4 protein-coding genes are annotated in these 20,184 nt (G+C 61.4%); 2 read left to right on the forward strand and 2 right to left on the reverse strand.

From position 1 onward, the window contains the following. Position 1 precedes the first annotated feature (1 nt). On the forward strand, positions 2-16,915 hold the full coding sequence (locus tag MRK42_RS04435; RefSeq protein ID WP_354688911.1) for a retention module-containing protein: 16,914 nt from the start codon (positions 2-4) through the stop codon (positions 16,913-16,915). 68 nt (positions 16,916-16,983) lie between these two features. Here the strand turns inward: MRK42_RS04435 and MRK42_RS04440 are convergent, their stop codons facing one another. Next, entirely contained in the window at positions 16,984-17,478 is a 495-nt protein-coding gene (locus MRK42_RS04440; protein WP_042028326.1) for a hypothetical protein, read from the reverse strand. Positions 17,479-17,647: 169 nt separating this feature from the next. Between MRK42_RS04440 and MRK42_RS04445 the strand changes: the two genes are divergently transcribed. After that, positions 17,648-19,612, forward strand: coding sequence for an EAL domain-containing protein (locus MRK42_RS04445; protein WP_042072762.1), 1,965 nt, complete (start codon positions 17,648-17,650; stop codon positions 19,610-19,612). 54 nt (positions 19,613-19,666) lie between these two features. Here the strand turns inward: MRK42_RS04445 and rraB are convergent, their stop codons facing one another. Then, positions 19,667-20,002 carry a ribonuclease E inhibitor RraB gene (gene rraB, locus MRK42_RS04450; RefSeq protein ID WP_042072770.1) on the reverse strand — a complete coding sequence of 112 codons (336 nt, stop codon included), beginning with the start codon at positions 20,000-20,002 and terminating at the stop codon, positions 19,667-19,669. Positions 20,003-20,184 lie beyond the last annotated feature (182 nt).

Raw genomic sequence — 20,184 nt, forward strand, 5'->3', positions numbered from 1 at the left:
GATGATCACCAATAGCATTACCTTGGCACAGGGCGTAACCGTTACCCAGCTGAAAGGAGAGGTCTATCTGCTGGCCGCAGATGGCAGCCGCAAGCTGTTGGCTGAAGGTGATGTAGTGCCAAAAGGTGCTGTGATCATCTCTCCGGAGGGGGGGAGTTTTCTCGGGGGGGAGCAACAGTTCACCCTGAGCCCCGCAGAAGAACCCCGTGAACAAGCCCAAGAGGCAGAAACCCTGCTGGCGCAAAATGAAACAGCCGGTGCGCCGGATGATATCAATGCCCTGCAACAGGCGATCCTGGGGGGCGCCGACCCGACCCAGACCTTTGAAGCCTCGGCTGCCGGCGGGGCTCCTGCCGCCGGTGGTGGCGTGGGCGGAGTGGCCGGTGCCAGCGGCAACGGTGGCTTCGTCACTATCGACCGTACCGGTGATACCACCATCTCCCAGGCCGGTTTCGACACGACCTACAACACCAATGCTGAACCCCCGCGCGATGCGCTGGGAGGGGAAGATCAGACATTTATCTCCACCAACCTGACACTCTCCGCAGCCCCCCAAGTGAATGAAGGTGGCACTATCACTTTCACTGCGTCCGTGGATACACCGGTTTTTGGTACCGATCTGATAGTTACTCTCTCCAACGGTGCCGTTATCACTATCCCTGTCGGCCAGAGCTCGGGTTCAGTGACCGTTGCAGCCCCCAGCGATAGTCCTTATGTCGATCCGTCAACCATCACAGTCGCGATCACCGGCACCCAGGGTGGTGGCTTCAATCAGATCATTATCGGTTCTTCGACGACCACCGAGATTAACGACACCGTCGACACCACCACAGTGGCCTTGAGCGCTCCGGCGCAGGTCAATGAAGGGAGTCAGATCACCTACAGCGCCAGCGTCAACAACGCGCCGCAAGGCGATCTGGTGCTGAGCCTGTCGAACGGGGCGAGCATCACCATCAAGGCAGGCGAGCTGAGTGGCAGCGTGACGGTCGCCGCGCCTGGCGACGATGTCTACAAAGATGGCAGCAACCTGACGGTGAGCATCACTGGCAGCAGCGGCGGCAACTACGAAAAACTGGATACCAGCAGCACGGTGACCACCGAGGTGGCCGATACGGTGGACACCACCACAGTGACCCTGAGCTCGGCCACCGCCGGCCAGGAGGTGGTCGAGGGCGGCAGCATCGTCTACACCGCCAGCGTCAACAACCCGGTGACCGGCAGCCCGCTGACCGTGACCCTCTCCAACGGCGTGGTCATCACCATTCCGGTGGGAGCCAGCAGCGCCAGCAGCGATCCGGTGCCGGTACGTAGTGATGACATTTATCAGCAAGGTGAAGAGTCACTGAGCGTCACTATCGATAAGACCAGTGGCGGCAATTACGAGAATGTGGTTACTACTGGCACCATCACCAATACCGTGGTTGATGATCAGGATGCGCCGACCCTGACCCTGACCGGCGATGCCAATGTGGTCGAGGGGGGCAAGGCCAACTACACCCTGACCATCAGCGATGCGCCGAAAACCGATCTGACCGTCAAGGTGGTGGTGGGCCACATCACCACCGACGAGGGGGATGTGCAGGCGGTGACCCGCGACGTGGTCATCAAGGCGGGCGAGACCAGCGCCAAGTTTGATGTGGCGACCCTGGACGACGTCTATGCCGAGCCGGCCGAGCGCTTCCAGGTGAGCGTGAGCGAGACCAGCGGCGGTGGCTACGAGCAGGCCCCGGTGCTGCCGGGGGCGGTGACCACCACGGTGACCGACGAGCCGCAGGGCCAGGGCGACCAGGTATCGGTGACCATCGAGAGCAATGGCGATGTGAGCGAAGCCGACCAGCCGGTGTTTACCATCAAGGTGAGCCAGGCACTGGACAGTGACCTGACCGTCACCCTGAGCAACGGCGAGCAGGTGGTGATCAAGGCGGGCGAGAGCCAGACCACTTACAGCCCAGCGGCGCAGGGTGACGACGTATTCAAGGACGGCGAGACCCTGACCGTGGGCCTGAAAGAGGCGGTGGTTGACGGCAAGAGCTTTGAAAACCTGACGCTCGGTGGCGACGCCAGCGTCCAGATCAGCGACACCGAAAGCGAGGTGGTGGCGACCCTGACGGCGGACAAGACTACCGTGGCCGAAGGGGGGGCCGTGACCTACACCGTGACCCTGACCAGCAAAGACGGTTTGCCGGTGAATGGCCACAACGGTCTGAGCTTTACCCTGAGCAACGGCGAGAGCATCACCATTGCTGCCGGCCAGACCAGCGGCAGCGTGACAGTGACCGCCGGGGACGACGTCTACAGCGGTGGCCAGGCGGACCTGAGCGCCAAACTGACCGGCGTGAGTGGCGGTGACAACTTCGAGCAGCTGACCCTGGGCCAGGAGACGGTGACCACCACGGTGACCGACGAGCCGCAGGGCCAGGGCGACCAGGTATCGGTGACCATCGAGAGCAATGGCGATGTGAGCGAAGCCGACCAGCCGGTGTTTACCATCAAGGTGAGCCAGGCACTGGACAGTGACCTGACCGTCACCCTGAGCAACGGCGAGCAGGTGGTGATCAAGGCGGGCGAGAGCCAGACCACTTACAGCCCGGACGCGCAGGGTGACGACGTGTTCAAGGACGGCGAGACCCTGACCGTGGGCCTGAAAGAGGCGGTGGTTGACGGCAAGAGCTTTGAAAACCTGACGCTCGGTGGCGACGCCAGCGTCCGGATCAGCGACACCGAAAGCGAGGTGGTGGCGACCCTGACGGCGGACAAGACTACCGTGGCCGAAGGGGGTGAGGTGACCTACACCGTGACCCTGACCAGCAAAGACGGTTTGCCGGTGAGTGGCCACAACGGTCTGAGCTTTACCCTGAGCAACGGCGAGACCATCACCATTGATGCTGGCGAAACCAGCGGCAGCGTGACAGTGACCGCCGGGGACGACGTCTACAGCGGTGGCCAGGCGGACCTGAGCGCCAAACTGACCGGCGTGAGTGGCGCGGACAACTTCGAGCAGCTGACTCTGGGCCAGGAGACGGTGACCACCACGGTGACCGACGAGCCGCAGGGCCAGGGCGACCAGGTATCGGTGACCATCGAGAGCAATGGCGATGTGAGCGAAGCCGACCAGCCGGTGTTTACCATCAAGGTGAGCCAGGCACTGGACAGTGACCTGACCGTCACCCTGAGCAACGGCGAGCAGGTGGTGATCAAGGCGGGCGAGAGCCAGACCACTTACAGCCCGGACGCGCAGGGCGACGACGTGTTCAAGGACGGCGAGACCCTGACCGTGGGTATCGACAGTGCCAGCGTCGTTGGCAAGAGCTTTGAAAACCTGACGCTCGGTGGCGACGCCAGCGTCCGGATCAGCGACACCGAAAGCGAGGTGGTGGCGACCCTGACGGCGGACAAGACTACCGTGGCCGAAGGGGGTGAGGTGACCTACACCGTGACCCTGACCAGCAAAGACGGTTTGCCGGTGAGTGGCCACAACGGTCTGAGCTTTACCCTGAGCAACGGCGAGACCATCACCATTGATGCTGGCCAGACCAGCGGCAGCGTGAAAGTGACCGCCGGGGATGACGTCTACAGCGGTGGCCAGGCGGACCTGAGCGCCAAACTGACCGGCGTGAGTGGCGCGGACAACTTCGAGCAGCTGACCCTGGACCAGGAGACGGTGACCACCACGGTGACCGACGAGCCGCAGGGCCAGGGCGACCAGGTATCGGTGACCATCGAGAGCAATGGCGATGTGAGCGAAGCCGACCAGCCGGTGTTTACCATCAAGGTGAGCCAGGCACTGGACAGTGACCTGACCGTCACCCTGAGCAACGGCGAGCAGGTGGTGATCAAGGCGGGCGAGAGCCAGACCACTTACAGCCCAGCGGCGCAGGGTGACGACGTGTTCAAGGACGGCGAGACCCTGACCGTGGGCCTGAAAGAGGCGGTGGTTGACGGCAAGAGCTTTGAAAACCTGACGCTCGGTGGCGACGCCAGCGTCCGGATCAGCGACACCGAAAGCGAGGTGGTGGCGACCCTGACGGCGGACAAGACTACCGTGGCCGAAGGGGGTGAGGTGACCTACACCGTGACCCTGACCAGCAAAGACGGTTTGCCGGTGAGTGGCCACAACGGTCTGAGCTTCACCCTGAGCAACGGCGAGACCATCACCATTGCTGCGGGCGAAACCAGCGGCAGCGTGACAGTGACCGCCGGGGACGACGTCTACAGCGGTGGCCAGGCGGACCTGAGCGCCAAACTGACCGGCGTGAGTGGCGCGGACAACTTCGAGCAGCTGACCCTGGGCCAGGAGACGGTGACCACCACGGTGACCGACGAGCCGCAGGGCCAGGGCGACCAGGTATCGGTGACCATCGAGAGCAATGGCGATGTGAGCGAAGCCGACCAGCCGGTGTTTACCATCAAGGTGAGCCAGGCACTGGACAGTGACCTGACCGTCACCCTGAGCAACGGCGAGCAGGTGGTGATCAAGGCGGGCGAGAGCCAGACCACTTACAGCCCAGCGGCGCAGGGTGACGACGTATTCAAGGACGGCGAGACCCTGACCGTGGGCCTGAAAGAGGCGGTGGTTGACGGCAAGAGCTTTGAAAACCTGACGCTCGGTGGCGACGCCAGCGTCCGGATCAGCGACACCGAAAGCGAGGTGGTGGCGACCCTGACGGCGGACAAGACTACCGTGGCCGAAGGGGGTGAGGTGACCTACACCGTGACCCTGACCAGCAAAGACGGTTTGCCGGTGAGTGGCCACAACGGTCTGAGCTTCACCCTGAGCAACGGCGAGACCATCACCATTGCTGCGGGCGAAACCAGCGGCAGCGTGACAGTGACCGCCGGGGATGACGTCTACAGCGGTGGCCAGGCGGACCTGAGCGCCAAACTGACCGGCGTGAGTGGCGCGGACAACTTCGAGCAGCTGACCCTGGACCAGGAGACGGTGACCACCACGGTGACCGACGAGCCGCAGGGCCAGGGCGACCAGGTATCGGTGACCATCGAGAGCAATGGCGATGTGAGCGAAGCCGACCAGCCGGTGTTTACCATCAAGGTGAGCCAGGCACTGGACAGTGACCTGACCGTCACCCTGAGCAACGGCGAGCAGGTGGTGATCAAGGCGGGCGAGAGCCAGACCACTTACAGCCCAGCGGCGCAGGGTGACGACGTATTCAAGGACGGCGAGACCCTGACCGTGGGCCTGAAAGAGGCGGTGGTTGACGGCAAGAGCTTTGAAAACCTGACGCTCGGTGGCGACGCCAGCGTCCGGATCAGCGACACCGAAAGCGAGGTGGTGGCGACCCTGACGGCGGACAAGACTACCGTGGCCGAAGGGGGTGAGGTGACCTACACCGTGACCCTGACCAGCAAAGACGGTTTGCCGGTGAGTGGCCACAACGGTCTGAGCTTCACCCTGAGCAACGGCGAGACCATCACCATTGCTGCGGGCGAAACCAGCGGCAGCGTGACAGTGACCGCCGGGGACGACGTCTACAGCGGTGGCCAGGCGGACCTGAGCGCCAAACTGACCGGCGTGAGTGGCGCGGACAACTTCGAGCAGCTGACCCTGGGCCAGGAGACGGTGACCACCACGGTGACCGACGAGCCGCAGGGCCAGGGCGACCAGGTATCGGTGACCATCGAGAGCAATGGCGATGTGAGCGAAGCCGACCAGCCGGTGTTTACCATCAAGGTGAGCCAGGCACTGGACAGTGACCTGACCGTCACCCTGAGCAACGGCGAGCAGGTGGTGATCAAGGCGGGCGAGAGCCAGACCACTTACAGCCCAGCGGCGCAGGGTGACGACGTGTTCAAGGACGGCGAGACCCTGACCGTGGGCCTGAAAGAGGCGGTGGTTGACGGCAAGAGCTTTGAAAACCTGACGCTCGGTGGCGACGCCAGCGTCCGGATCAGCGACACCGAAAGCGAGGTGGTGGCGACCCTGACGGCGGACAAGACTACCGTGGCCGAAGGGGGTGAGGTGACCTACACCGTGACCCTGACCAGCAAAGACGGTTTGCCGGTGAGTGGCCACAACGGTCTGAGCTTTACCCTGAGCAACGGCGAGACCATCACCATTGCTGCGGGCGAAACCAGCGGCAGCGTGACAGTGACCGCCGGGGACGACGTCTACAGCGGTGGCCAGGCGGACCTGAGCGCCAAACTGACCGGCGTGAGTGGCGCGGACAACTTCGAGCAGCTGACTCTGGGCCAGGAGACGGTGACCACCACGGTGACCGACGAGCCGCAGGGCCAGGGCGACCAGGTATCGGTGACCATCGAGAGCAATGGCGATGTGAGCGAAGCCGACCAGCCGGTGTTTACCATCAAGGTGAGCCAGGCACTGGACAGTGACCTGACCGTCACCCTGAGCAACGGCGAGCAGGTGGTGATCAAGGCGGGCGAGAGCCAGACCACTTACAGCCCGGACGCGCAGGGCGACGACGTGTTCAAGGACGGCGAGACCCTGACCGTGGGTATCGACAGTGCCAGCGTCGTTGGCAAGAGCTTTGAAAACCTGACGCTCGGTGGCGACGCCAGCGTCCGGATCAGCGACACCGAAAGCGAGGTGGTGGCGACCCTGACGGCGGACAAGACTACCGTGGCCGAAGGGGGTGAGGTGACCTACACCGTGACCCTGACCAGCAAAGACGGTTTGCCGGTGAGTGGCCACAACGGTCTGAGCTTTACCCTGAGCAACGGCGAGACCATCACCATTGATGCTGGCCAGACCAGCGGCAGCGTGAAAGTGACCGCCGGGGATGACGTCTACAGCGGTGGCCAGGCGGACCTGAGCGCCAAACTGACCGGCGTGAGTGGCGCGGACAACTTCGAGCAGCTGACCCTGGACCAGGAGACGGTGACCACCACGGTGACCGACGAGCCGCAGGGCCAGGGCGACCAGGTATCGGTGACCATCGAGAGCAATGGCGATGTGAGCGAAGCCGACCAGCCGGTGTTTACCATCAAGGTGAGCCAGGCACTGGACAGTGACCTGACCGTCACCCTGAGCAACGGCGAGCAGGTGGTGATCAAGGCGGGCGAGAGCCAGACCACTTACAGCCCAGCGGCGCAGGGTGACGACGTGTTCAAGGACGGCGAGACCCTGACCGTGGGCCTGAAAGAGGCGGTGGTTGACGGCAAGAGCTTTGAAAACCTGACGCTCGGTGGCGACGCCAGCGTCCGGATCAGCGACACCGAAAGCGAGGTGGTGGCGACCCTGACGGCGGACAAGACTACCGTGGCCGAAGGGGGTGAGGTGACCTACACCGTGACCCTGACCAGCAAAGACGGTTTGCCGGTGAGTGGCCACAACGGTCTGAGCTTCACCCTGAGCAACGGCGAGACCATCACCATTGCTGCGGGCGAAACCAGCGGCAGCGTGACAGTGACCGCCGGGGACGACGTCTACAGCGGTGGCCAGGCGGACCTGAGCGCCAAACTGACCGGCGTGAGTGGCGCGGACAACTTCGAGCAGCTGACCCTGGGCCAGGAGACGGTGACCACCACGGTGACCGACGAGCCGCAGGGCCAGGGCGACCAGGTATCGGTGACCATCGAGAGCAATGGCGATGTGAGCGAAGCCGACCAGCCGGTGTTTACCATCAAGGTGAGCCAGGCACTGGACAGTGACCTGACCGTCACCCTGAGCAACGGCGAGCAGGTGGTGATCAAGGCGGGCGAGAGCCAGACCACTTACAGCCCAGCGGCGCAGGGTGACGACGTATTCAAGGACGGCGAGACCCTGACCGTGGGCCTGAAAGAGGCGGTGGTTGACGGCAAGAGCTTTGAAAACCTGACGCTCGGTGGCGACGCCAGCGTCCGGATCAGCGACACCGAAAGCGAGGTGGTGGCGACCCTGACGGCGGACAAGACTACCGTGGCCGAAGGGGGTGAGGTGACCTACACCGTGACCCTGACCAGCAAAGACGGTTTGCCGGTGAGTGGCCACAACGGTCTGAGCTTCACCCTGAGCAACGGCGAGACCATCACCATTGCTGCGGGCGAAACCAGCGGCAGCGTGACAGTGACCGCCGGGGATGACGTCTACAGCGGTGGCCAGGCGGACCTGAGCGCCAAACTGACCGGCGTGAGTGGCGCGGACAACTTCGAGCAGCTGACCCTGGACCAGGAGACGGTGACCACCACGGTGACCGACGAGCCGCAGGGCCAGGGCGACCAGGTATCGGTGACCATCGAGAGCAATGGCGATGTGAGCGAAGCCGACCAGCCGGTGTTTACCATCAAGGTGAGCCAGGCACTGGACAGTGACCTGACCGTCACCCTGAGCAACGGCGAGCAGGTGGTGATCAAGGCGGGCGAGAGCCAGACCACTTACAGCCCAGCGGCGCAGGGTGACGACGTATTCAAGGACGGCGAGACCCTGACCGTGGGCCTGAAAGAGGCGGTGGTTGACGGCAAGAGCTTTGAAAACCTGACGCTCGGTGGCGACGCCAGCGTCCGGATCAGCGACACCGAAAGCGAGGTGGTGGCGACCCTGACGGCGGACAAGACTACCGTGGCCGAAGGGGGTGAGGTGACCTACACCGTGACCCTGACCAGCAAAGACGGTTTGCCGGTGAGTGGCCACAACGGTCTGAGCTTCACCCTGAGCAACGGCGAGACCATCACCATTGCTGCGGGCGAAACCAGCGGCAGCGTGACAGTGACCGCCGGGGACGACGTCTACAGCGGTGGCCAGGCGGACCTGAGCGCCAAACTGACCGGCGTGAGTGGCGCGGACAACTTCGAGCAGCTGACCCTGGGCCAGGAGACGGTGACCACCACGGTGACCGACGAGCCGCAGGGCCAGGGCGACCAGGTATCGGTGACCATCGAGAGCAATGGCGATGTGAGCGAAGCCGACCAGCCGGTGTTTACCATCAAGGTGAGCCAGGCACTGGACAGTGACCTGACCGTCACCCTGAGCAACGGCGAGCAGGTGGTGATCAAGGCGGGCGAGAGCCAGACCACTTACAGCCCAGCGGCGCAGGGTGACGACGTGTTCAAGGACGGCGAGACCCTGACCGTGGGCCTGAAAGAGGCGGTGGTTGACGGCAAGAGCTTTGAAAACCTGACGCTCGGTGGCGACGCCAGCGTCCGGATCAGCGACACCGAAAGCGAGGTGGTGGCGACCCTGACGGCGGACAAGACTACCGTGGCCGAAGGGGGTGAGGTGACCTACACCGTGACCCTGACCAGCAAAGACGGTTTGCCGGTGAGTGGCCACAACGGTCTGAGCTTCACCCTGAGCAACGGCGAGACCATCACCATTGCTGCGGGCGAAACCAGCGGCAGCGTGACAGTGACCGCCGGGGACGACGTCTACAGCGGTGGCCAGGCGGACCTGAGCGCCAAACTGACCGGCGTGAGTGGCGGTGACAACTTCGAGCAGCTGACCCTGGGCCAGGAGACGGTGACCACCACGGTGACCGATGAGCCGCAGGGCCAGGGCGACCAGGTATCGGTGACCATCGAGAGCAATGGCGATGTGAGCGAAGCCGACCAGCCGGTGTTTACCATCAAGGTGAGCCAGGCACTGGACAGTGACCTGACCGTCACCCTGAGCAACGGCGAGCAGGTGGTGATCAAGGCGGGCGAGAGCCAGACCACTTACAGCCCAGCGGCGCAGGGTGACGACGTGTTCAAGGACGGCGAGACCCTGACCGTGGGCCTGAAAGAGGCGGTGGTTGACGGCAAGAGCTTTGAAAACCTGACGCTCGGTGGCGACGCCAGCGTCCGGATCAGCGACACCGAAAGCGAGGTGGTGGCGACCCTGACGGCGGACAAGACTACCGTGGCCGAAGGGGGTGAGGTGACCTACACCGTGACCCTGACCAGCAAAGACGGTTTGCCGGTGAGTGGCCACAACGGTCTGAGCTTCACCCTGAGCAACGGCGAGACCATCACCATTGCTGCGGGCGAAACCAGCGGCAGCGTGACAGTGACCGCCGGGGACGACGTCTACAGCGGTGGCCAGGCGGACCTGAGCGCCAAACTGACCGGCGTGAGTGGCGGTGACAACTTCGAGCAGCTGACCCTGGGCCAGGAGACGGTGACCACCACGGTGACCGATGAGCCGCAGGGCCAGGGCGACCAGGTATCGGTGACCATCGAGAGCAATGGCGATGTGAGCGAAGCCGACCAGCCGGTGTTTACCATCAAGGTGAGCCAGGCACTGGACAGTGACCTGACCGTCACCCTGAGCAACGGCGAGCAGGTGGTGATCAAGGCGGGCGAGAGCCAGACCACTTACAGCCCAGCGGCGCAGGGTGACGACGTGTTCAAGGACGGCGAGACCCTGACCGTGGGCCTGAAAGAGGCGGTGGTTGACGGCAAGAGCTTTGAAAACCTGACGCTCGGTGGCGACGCCAGCGTCCAGATCAGCGACACCGAAAGCGAGGTGGTGGCGACCCTGACGGCGGACAAGACTACCGTGGCCGAAGGGGGTGAGGTGACCTACACCGTGACCCTGACCAGCAAAGACGGTTTGCCGGTGAATGGCCACAACGGCCTGAGCTTCACTCTGAGCAACGGCGAGACCATCACCATTGCTGCCGGCCAGACCAGCGGCAGCGTGACAGTGACCGCCGGGGACGACGTCTACAGCGGTGGCCAGGCGGACCTGAGCGCCAAACTGACCGGCGTGAGTGGCGGTGACAACTTCGAGCAGCTGACCCTGGGCCAGGAGACGGTGACCACCACGGTGACCGACGAGCCGCAGGGCCAGGGCGACCAGGTATCGGTGACCATCGAGAGCAATGGCGATGTGAGCGAAGCCGACCAGCCGGTGTTTACCATCAAGGTGAGCCAGGCACTGGACAGTGACCTGACCGTCACCCTGAGCAACGGCGAGCAGGTGGTGATCAAGGCGGGCGAGAGCCAGACCACTTACAGCCCAGCGGCGCAGGGTGACGACGTATTCAAGGACGGCGAGACCCTGACCGTGGGCCTGAAAGAGGCGGTGGTTGACGGCAAGAGCTTTGAAAACCTGACGCTCGGTGGCGACGCCAGCGTCCAGATCAGCGACACCGAAAGCGAGGTGGTGGCGACCCTGACGGCGGACAAGACTACCGTGGCCGAAGGGGGTGCCGTGACCTACACCGTGACCCTGACCAGCAAAGACGGTTTGCCGGTGAATGGCCACAACGGCCTGAGCTTCACTCTGAGCAACGGCGAGAGCATCACCATTGCTGCCGGCCAGACCAGCGGCAGCGTGACAGTGACCGCCGGGGACGACGTCTACAGCGGTGGCCAGGCGGACCTGAGCGCCAAACTGACCGGCGTGAGTGGCGGTGACAACTTCGAGCAGCTGACCCTGGGCCAGGAGACGGTGACCACCACGGTGACCGACGAGCCGCAGGGCCAGGGCGACCAGGTATCGGTGACCATCGAGAGCAATGGCGATGTGAGCGAAGCCGACCAGCCGGTGTTTACCATCAAGGTGAGCCAGGCACTGGACAGTGACCTGACCGTCACCCTGAGCAACGGCGAGCAGGTGGTGATCAAGGCGGGCGAGAGCCAGACCACTTACAGCCCGGACGCGCAGGGTGACGACGTGTTCAAGGACGGCGAGACCCTGACCGTGGGCCTGAAAGAGGCGGTGGTTGACGGCAAGAGCTTTGAAAACCTGACGCTCGGTGGCGACGCCAGCGTCCGGATCAGCGACACCGAAAGCGAGGTGGTGGCGACCCTGACGGCGGACAAGACTACCGTGGCCGAAGGGGGTGAGGTGACCTACACCGTGACCCTGACCAGCAAAGACGGTTTGCCGGTGAGTGGCCACAACGGTCTGAGCTTTACCCTGAGCAACGGCGAGACCATCACCATTGCTGCGGGCGAAACCAGCGGCAGCGTGACAGTGACCGCCGGGGACGACGTCTACAGCGGTGGCCAGGCGGACCTGAGCGCCAAACTGACCGGCGTGAGTGGCGCGGACAACTTCGAGCAGCTGACTCTGGGCCAGGAGACGGTGACCACCACGGTGACCGACGAGCCGCAGGGCCAGGGCGACCAGGTATCGGTGACCATCGAGAGCAATGGCGATGTGAGCGAAGCCGACCAGCCGGTGTTTACCATCAAGGTGAGCCAGGCACTGGACAGTGACCTGACCGTCACCCTGAGCAACGGCGAGCAGGTGGTGATCAAGGCGGGCGAGAGCCAGACCACTTACAGCCCGGACGCGCAGGGCGACGACGTGTTCAAGGACGGCGAGACCCTGACCGTGGGTATCGACAGTGCCAGCGTCGTTGGCAAGAGCTTTGAAAACCTGACGCTCGGTGGCGACGCCAGCGTCCGGATCAGCGACACCGAAAGCGAGGTGGTGGCGACCCTGACGGCGGACAAGACTACCGTGGCCGAAGGGGGTGAGGTGACCTACACCGTGACCCTGACCAGCAAAGACGGTTTGCCGGTGAGTGGCCACAACGGTCTGAGCTTTACCCTGAGCAACGGCGAGACCATCACCATTGCTGCGGGCGAAACCAGCGGCAGCGTGACAGTGACCGCCGGGGACGACGTCTACAGCGGTGGCCAGGCGGACCTGAGCGCCAAACTGACCGGCGTGAGTGGCGCGGACAACTTCGAGCAGCTGACTCAGGGCCAGGAGACGGTGACCACCACGGTGACCGACGAGCCGCAGGGCCAGGGCGACCAGGTTTATGCCCAAATCAGCGTGGACCAGTCGAGCGTGGCCGAAGGTGGCCAGCTGATCTATACCGTTAGCCTTGTTGATGGCAAGGGTAATGCTGTCACCGTCCCTGCCGGTAAAGAAGTGGTCGTCAACCTTGCATGGGGCGGTCCTGCTGCTAATGACTCCGATACGACGGGGCGGTTGAACTCGGTGACCATCGGCTCTGATGGCAAGGCAACATTTACCGTAAACACGGTTAATGATGCGACTTATGAACCGTCAGAGGGGCTGGTCGCGACTATCAGTGGCATTGGTAGCAATACGGCATTCGAGGCCATTGTCGCTGATGCCGGCAAGGATCGCGTTACTTCTACCATCTTGGACAATGATGCGCCGCCGAGTGTCGTGGTGAATGGCAGTGTGACCGTATCGGAAGAGGGATTGGCCGGTGGCTTGTCAGATAATGGCGGTAACACGGATACGACCAACTCGGTGGTGGGTTCCGGTACGCTGGTCGTGAATGATGTCGATAGCAGCCGTGTGACGGTGACTCTGAGCGGGCCTTCCAATCTGACTTCGGGTGGTCAGGCCATTACCTGGATCATGGTTGGTCAGACACTGGTAGGCAGCGCTGCTGGCAAGGCAGTGATCGAGGTGGCTCTGACGGCTCCGAATGCGAGCGGCAAAGGGGAGTGGACCTATGTCGTGACCCTTAAAGGGCCAGTCGATCACCCTGTCGCAGGCCAAGAGGATACGCTTCGCTTCGACCTGGACGTAGCCGTGAGTGATGGACAGTCCAGTGTCATCAGCAAGCTGCCGATTATTATCGAAGATGATGCTCCAATAGCCGGTAACAGCGTGGCTGTCTCTGTCACCAGTACCCAGATCCCGGATGTTTTGACCGGTAAATTCAGCCTGACTGGATATTCCGGTGACAAGTCGATGATCGATGCCGGTCGTTTCACCATTACGGCCAAAGGGTTCGAATCTGCCACGTCCTCCAAGTTGATCGATGCCTCTGTCAATGGCTCGTCGGATGGCATCGGGGTCAAGAGCGTGGGGGCGCCTTATCACAACCTGTCGAATGAAGTGGATTTCCGCAAGTTTGCGGATGGCTCCAGTGCCTCCGAACAGCTGGTTTTCAAGCTGGATGCCGGTACGGTTGCTTACGGTGCCAAGCTCGAGTTCAGCAAGATCTATGGTGGTGAGCTGGAGAGCGGGGTGGTGGAGTTCTGGCGTGATGGCAAGCTGATTGCAACCCAGACGTTCAGTTCCAATACCAGTAGTGGTGATTATGCGGCCAACTTCCAGGTCCAGCTGGGAGGCTTTGACACCATGGTGATCAAGGCTACCGATAACGGTAACGCCTTCACCACCAAGGACAACAGTGACTTCACCATCAAATCTGTCGAGTTCTTGGGCTCCGATGCGCCTCAGGCTATCGCCTATGGTTCCGGGGCGGTCAATCCACAGTGGGGGGCGGACGGCAAGGGGGCGCTCGAGCTGGTTTCCGGCGAGAGCGGACTCAAGACCGCCGCTGGTTCTCTGATCAGCTTGGTAGCCGATGGGACGAACACCCTGCTGGGTAAGGATGAAAACGGTAACCTCATCTTCAAGCTGGAGTTCACGCCAGGTAACGGTCAATGGGAATTCTTCCAGTACAGGGAGATGCAGCGTCCCGTCGGTGATGGTGATATCGACTTCGTCTTCAGGGCCGTGGACAAGGATGGTGATGGGGCCTTGGGCAGCTTCGCAGTCAACCCGTTGAGCGCTCCTACCATTGCCACCGTATCTGATGCGTCGGCGACCGAGGGTGGTTCACTGGCTCACAACGTGACTTTGACGGCCGCGACCAATATTGCGACCGAGTACAGTCTCTCTATTCTGGGGACCGGCGCTTCACCGACATCGGCCGGTGATCTGGGAAGCCTGACTTTCAGCAATGGGGTGAGCTACAACAGCCAGACTGGCAAGATTGTCGTTCCTGCGGGGGTGAGCAGCTTCACCGTGTATGTACCTGCGGTCGATGATCGCCTCGTTGAGTCGGATGAGCGGTTCCAACTGACCATAGGTGGCGTGAGCGGAGCGGGTGTCATCCACGATAACGATGCGCGTCCGACACTGGCGATTTCCGGGCAGGTACAGCTCTCCGAAGAGGGGCTGGCAGGAGCATTGCCAGATAGTCAAGGCAGTGTGGATACTACCAACAACGTTGTGGCATCTGGCAAGCTGGTCGTGCAAGACGCCGATAGCAGTCAGGTGAGTGTCACCCTCAACGGCCCCACCGGGCTGACGTCAGGGGGGAGTGCCATCACCTGGAGTATGTCGGGGCAGACTCTGATAGGCAGTGCCAATGGCAAGCCGGTGCTCGAGGTCAAGCTCACACCGCCTGATGCCACGGGTAAGGGAGAGTGGAGCTATCAGGTGACCCTCAAGGGGCCTGTCGATCACCCTGTCGCGGGTCAGGAGGATACACTTCGCTTCGAGCTGGACGTGAATGTGTCTGACGGGCAGTCGGTAACCACCGGCAAGCTGCCAATCACCATTGAGGATGACAGCCCCATGGTGGTCACGCCTCAGGCAGGGCATATCGATGGCTCGGGGATCCAGACCAATCTGATGTTGATCGTCGATGTATCGGGTTCCATGGACTATGCCTCTGGCGTTCCAGGCAAGACGAGACTGGATATTGCCAAGGAGTCACTCATTTCCCTGCTCAATACCTATGACAGTCTGGGTTGCACCAAGGTGCGTATCGTGACGTTCAGCAGTGAGGCCGATGACATCGGTGAGCGCTGGATGACGGTGACCGAGGCCAAGACCTATGTTTGGTCCTTGCGAGCAGATGGGGGCACCAACTACAAGGATGCCATCAACGAGAGTATCGATGCGTTTGCCGACCCGGGTAAATTGACGGGACAAGGTGTGCAGAATGTCAGTTATTTCTTCTCCGACGGGGAACCATGGGCAAACTATGGGGTACCCGAGAACAAGTGGCTGAACTTCCTCAAGGCAAATGACATCAAGAGCTTCGCCTTGGGAATGGGTTCTCAAATCAATCAAGATGCACTCAATCTCGCTGCCTATGACGGGGTATCCGAGCAGAACACTGATGCCATTGTCGTGACCGATATGGGCAAGCTGGATCAAGCCATCAGCGGTACGGTTCAGCGAGAAGTGAGCGGTGATCTCTTTGGTCAGGCGGGAACCGGTGTCGGTGCTGATGGTGGCGCCATCAGCACAGTGCGCGTCGATGGTCACATCTATGCGATTGAGAATGGTCGTCTGGTGAGCGGCGCAGCTCAGGGGGGAAGCTATGATGCCCAGCATCAGCAACTGATGATTACCCTGGGTAATGGCGACAAACTGACCATTGGTTTGTTGACGGGGGAGTATCTTTACCAAACCAGTCAGCTTGGCGCTCAGAGCAAGATCATCGGTTTCGATCTGGTGGATGCGGATGGTGATAAAGCGACAGGATCGCTGGCTATCACCATCGAGCCGTCAGACAACGGACGAACCTTCGCAGGTAATGATGGCGATGATCACCTGACAGTGCTCAACGACAGCCAGGTGCATATCGCCTTGGGTGGTGTGCATGGCGGTGGTCCTCAGGTCATGATCGAAGAGAATATCGACACTCGTTCCGGTGTGACTCTCTATGGTGGCCAGGGGTATGACCATCTGACCGGGGGCCAGGGGGAGGATATTCTGATTGGAGGAACCAATGGACACGGCTCTTCCGGTCCGATCAGCGTGGGTGGCAAGCTCTACTATGGGGATGTACTGACAGGAGGGGATGGAGCCGATACCTTCCAGTGGCAACTGGCGGATGCCCTGGAGCAGGGCTCAAATAATGCAGCCATGACCCCTGATCACGCCATCGACTATATTACCGATTTCCATGTGGATCATCGCAATACCACAACAGGTTATGGTGATAGCTATGGATATTTTGGTTGGTATAAGCAAAATCAGTTCAAAGATGTCGATATTGCCAAATCCGACAAGATAGATCTGTCTGATTTGCTTGATCACGACGGAACCAAACAGGAAGCTGATTTAACCAAGCTGCTTTCTATCTTTGAGTCCGGAAATGATGTGCATATTCAGGTTCGAGCTTCTGAGGGAAGTTCAGTTGTGAGTCAGGAGATCGTACTTTTAAATGAGACGTTTGAAAGCATCACAGGCGATTCGAATCAAGTTTACGATTCTTCAACATCTAGTGCTTCAGAACAGGTAATCAACTATATGTTGCAAAACCACTTGCTCGATATCGACAAGTAATCCCGGTTCGGGGCAACAAAAAGCGGCAGAGAAATCTGCCGCTTTTTTATTGATCGAAGAGCGTGAAATCAGTTGCCGAGGGTGGCGAACAGACTCTGCTCCAGAGTGCCGCGAGAGACGCAGACCGGCTGGATGGAGGGGGCGGGCACGCGCTCGCCGGACGACTCGACGAAGAACAGCTCGGTGTTGCCCTTGACGTTGACGGTGGCCACGCTGTTGTTGCCGCTCTGGGTGATGATCAGGTTGATCTGCAGGTTGGGGTTGCCCAGTGCGACCTTGGCACCCATGGTGCCACAATCGAGCCACTCCAGCCCGTCGGCGGCCTGGCTCACGCTGGCGGTCATCAGACCGGAACCGCGCTGGCTGTTCTCGATGCTCAGACCATGATCAGCGAACCATTTTTCGGCGCGCGCCCATACCAGATCCACCGGGATCGCCATCTCCTGGGTGTTGTTGGTGGCCTTGGCAATCGGCGGATTGTAGCGATACGCCTCACCACCATTGTTGTCACCAGCACAACCAACCAGCAGCAGCGCCAGGGCGCCCCCCATTATTTTTTTCATTTTTCTCTCGTCCATAAACAGGCCATTGGCCAACCGGTGCCCATTATCGCCGGCGCGCCATTTTCTGTCAGCAGGCATCCTGCATCCAACGCCTCGTCAATTTGTCCGCCGCTTTACAAAATGAGTTGTCTATCATAGATTTGCTCGAAATTCCTCCATAAGCGCCTCCGTGAACAACATCCTCACTCCGGATCTGCTGCAACAGATCATCGACCACTTGCCCATGAGTATCTTTTGCCGGGATAAGCAGGGGCGTTATCTGTTCGTCAATCGCCGCTTTGCCAGCGAGGCACAGTACGCCTCACCGGCGGAGCTGGTTGGCAAGACGGATGCACAGATGCCCTGGGGGGATGTGTTTCGCAGTGAAGACGAGAAGCTGCTGGCAGAGGGGAGCCCCCTGCTTAACCAGCAGCTCTATTGCCAGAACGGGGAGCGGGGCAGCTGGTCGGAGACCCACAAGATCCCCCTTTACAACGAGGCGGGGGAGCCCTGCGCCGTGTTTGGCGTCGTCAACGAAATTGCCGAGCGCAAGTCACTCGAGGAGACATTCAGAAAGCAGCAGCTGTTGCAGCGCTTTCTGCTCGATGCGATCCCGGATCTGATCCGTTTCGATGACCACAACGGTGTCTTGCTGGAGTGCAATCAGGCGTTTCTCGACTTCGTTGGCCACAACGCCGAGGAGGTACTGGGTCAGCAGAGCCAACATATTCTGGCGGCACCCCAGGGTATGGGGCCCGGAGAGTGCTGCCTGCTGGATGCCCGTGGTCAGGGGCGACACATGGATATCACCCGGGTGGATGTGCCCGGGGGCGATGGCCACTCCCTGGGAACGCTGACCCTGGGGCGCGACATCACGGGCCTGCGCACCACCCAGGCCCAGTTGCAGCAGGAGCAGCATTACGACAGCCTGACCGGGTTGCTCAAACTTTCCCGTTTTTTGCAGACCAGCCGTCATCTCGGTACCCGCAACGCCACCCTGGTGCTGATCGACCTGCACCATTTTCGCGAGATCAACGATCGCTTCGGGATCCGGATCGCCGACCGCCTGCTAAGCCAGGTGGCCAAGCGTCTGCAGCAACTGGCGCCCCCCCGCACCCTGCTCTGCCGGGTGGCGGCTGATGACTTCTGTCTGCTGCTGCCCGAGCTCAGCGAACCGCTCTCGACATGGTGCCGCCATCTTCAGAAACAGCTGATGGAGCACTACCTGATTGAGGATCACCGCATCCAGATCCCGGTGTTTCTGGGGCTGGCCCAGGGGCGGGCGAGCGATGCCGAGCGTTTGCTGAGCCATGCCGAAGCCGCTCTGGCGCAGGGCAAGCAGTTGCAGCAGAACTACACCCTGTTCGATCCCGCACTTCATGCCAGGCTCAAGCGGCGTCAGCTGATCGCCTCCCAGTTACCGCTGGCCATCAAGGCCGCCCAGCTGGTTGCGGTCTACCAACCCATCATCTGCACCCGCAGCCATCGGCTGCATGGTACCGAGCTGCTCTGCCGCTGGCCCCATCCAGAGCTTGGGATGATCTCCCCCGAGGAGTTCATCCCGCTGGCGGAGGAGATGGGCCTCATCGGCCAGCTCGGTCAGCTGATGCTGGAGCAGGGCTGTGCCCAGTTGGCTCAGTGGCAAGCTGCGCTGCCGGACATGGTGCTCTCCATCAACCTGTCACCGCTGCAGTTTCGGGATCCGGGGCTGTGCGAGCTGGTGCAGGGCTGCATTGCCCGGCACGGGCTCAAGGCCAGTCAGCTGGAGCTTGAGATCACCGAAGGGGTCTTGATGGAAAATGCCGACGAGATAGAGACCAACCTCGACAATCTGCTGGCCGCCGGTTTTCAGCTGGCCATCGATGATTTCGGTACCGGCTACTGCTCGCTCGCCTATCTGCCCCGCCTCAAGGTGGCGACCCTCAAGCTGGATCGCAGCTTCACCCAGGGGCTGGAGAGCAACACGGCCACCGCGGCCATCATTCGCTCGGTGATTGGCCTGGGTCATGAGCTGGGGATAGGGATCACCGCCGAAGGGGTGGAAACCCCGGAGCAGCAGCAGTGGCTGATGGAGGCGGGGTGTGATCGGCTGCAGGGGTATCTCTTCAGCCGCCCCCTGCCGCCGGAGGAGTTCGCCACCACCTATCTGGCGTAACGCCCCAAACAACAAGGCCACCTGACGGTGGCCTTGTTGTTTGATGAGGGGACATTACTCCTGGAAGTAGGTACCCCAGCCATCGTAATCCACCCCGTATTTCTCGAGGATGGGCATCATCTTGGCGATATCGGCGACGATCGCCTCGACATTCAGCTTGCTCTCGCAGGTGGCATCGAAGCAGAAGATGGTGGCGCCGTCATCCAGCTCCATCTCCTCGGCATCGGTTACCTCGAAGCCGGCCTTGAACAGATCGACCGCGGCCTTCTCCAGACGGTCGAAGTCCTGGCAGGCGAAGTGGTGCTCAATGTCGTAATCCGCCTCGGGGTTGCTGCCGTCGGCCAGCAGTTCATTGACGATTTCGGTGGTCTCTTCACGCCACTCTTGCATATTCAGACTCATGTTGCCTCCAGGCGTTATCATTGCGGCAAAGCATACTCGCAGAGTGCATCCGGCTCAATGCGGCAGATCGGTGGTGGCAGGATAATGTTGCGGGCAGGTTCCCGTATCACCTTGAAATGGTGAATAACTGCCCATTGCGTTCAGTTGTTGAGCGAACGCGCTTTTTATCT

The organism is Aeromonas sp. 19NY04SH05-1, assembly GCF_040581895.1.
GTDB classification, from domain to species: domain Bacteria; phylum Pseudomonadota; class Gammaproteobacteria; order Enterobacterales; family Aeromonadaceae; genus Aeromonas; species Aeromonas enteropelogenes.

Coding starts and splice junctions, on each gene's coding strand:
- MRK42_RS04435 (WP_354688911.1), top strand. CDS start 2: ATGATCACCAATAGCATTACCTTGGCACAGGGCGTAACCGTTACCCAG.
- MRK42_RS04440 (WP_042028326.1), bottom strand. CDS start 17,478: ATGAAAAAAATAATGGGGGGCGCCCTGGCGCTGCTGCTGGTTGGTTGT.
- rraB (WP_042072770.1), bottom strand. CDS start 20,002: ATGCAAGAGTGGCGTGAAGAGACCACCGAAATCGTCAATGAACTGCTG.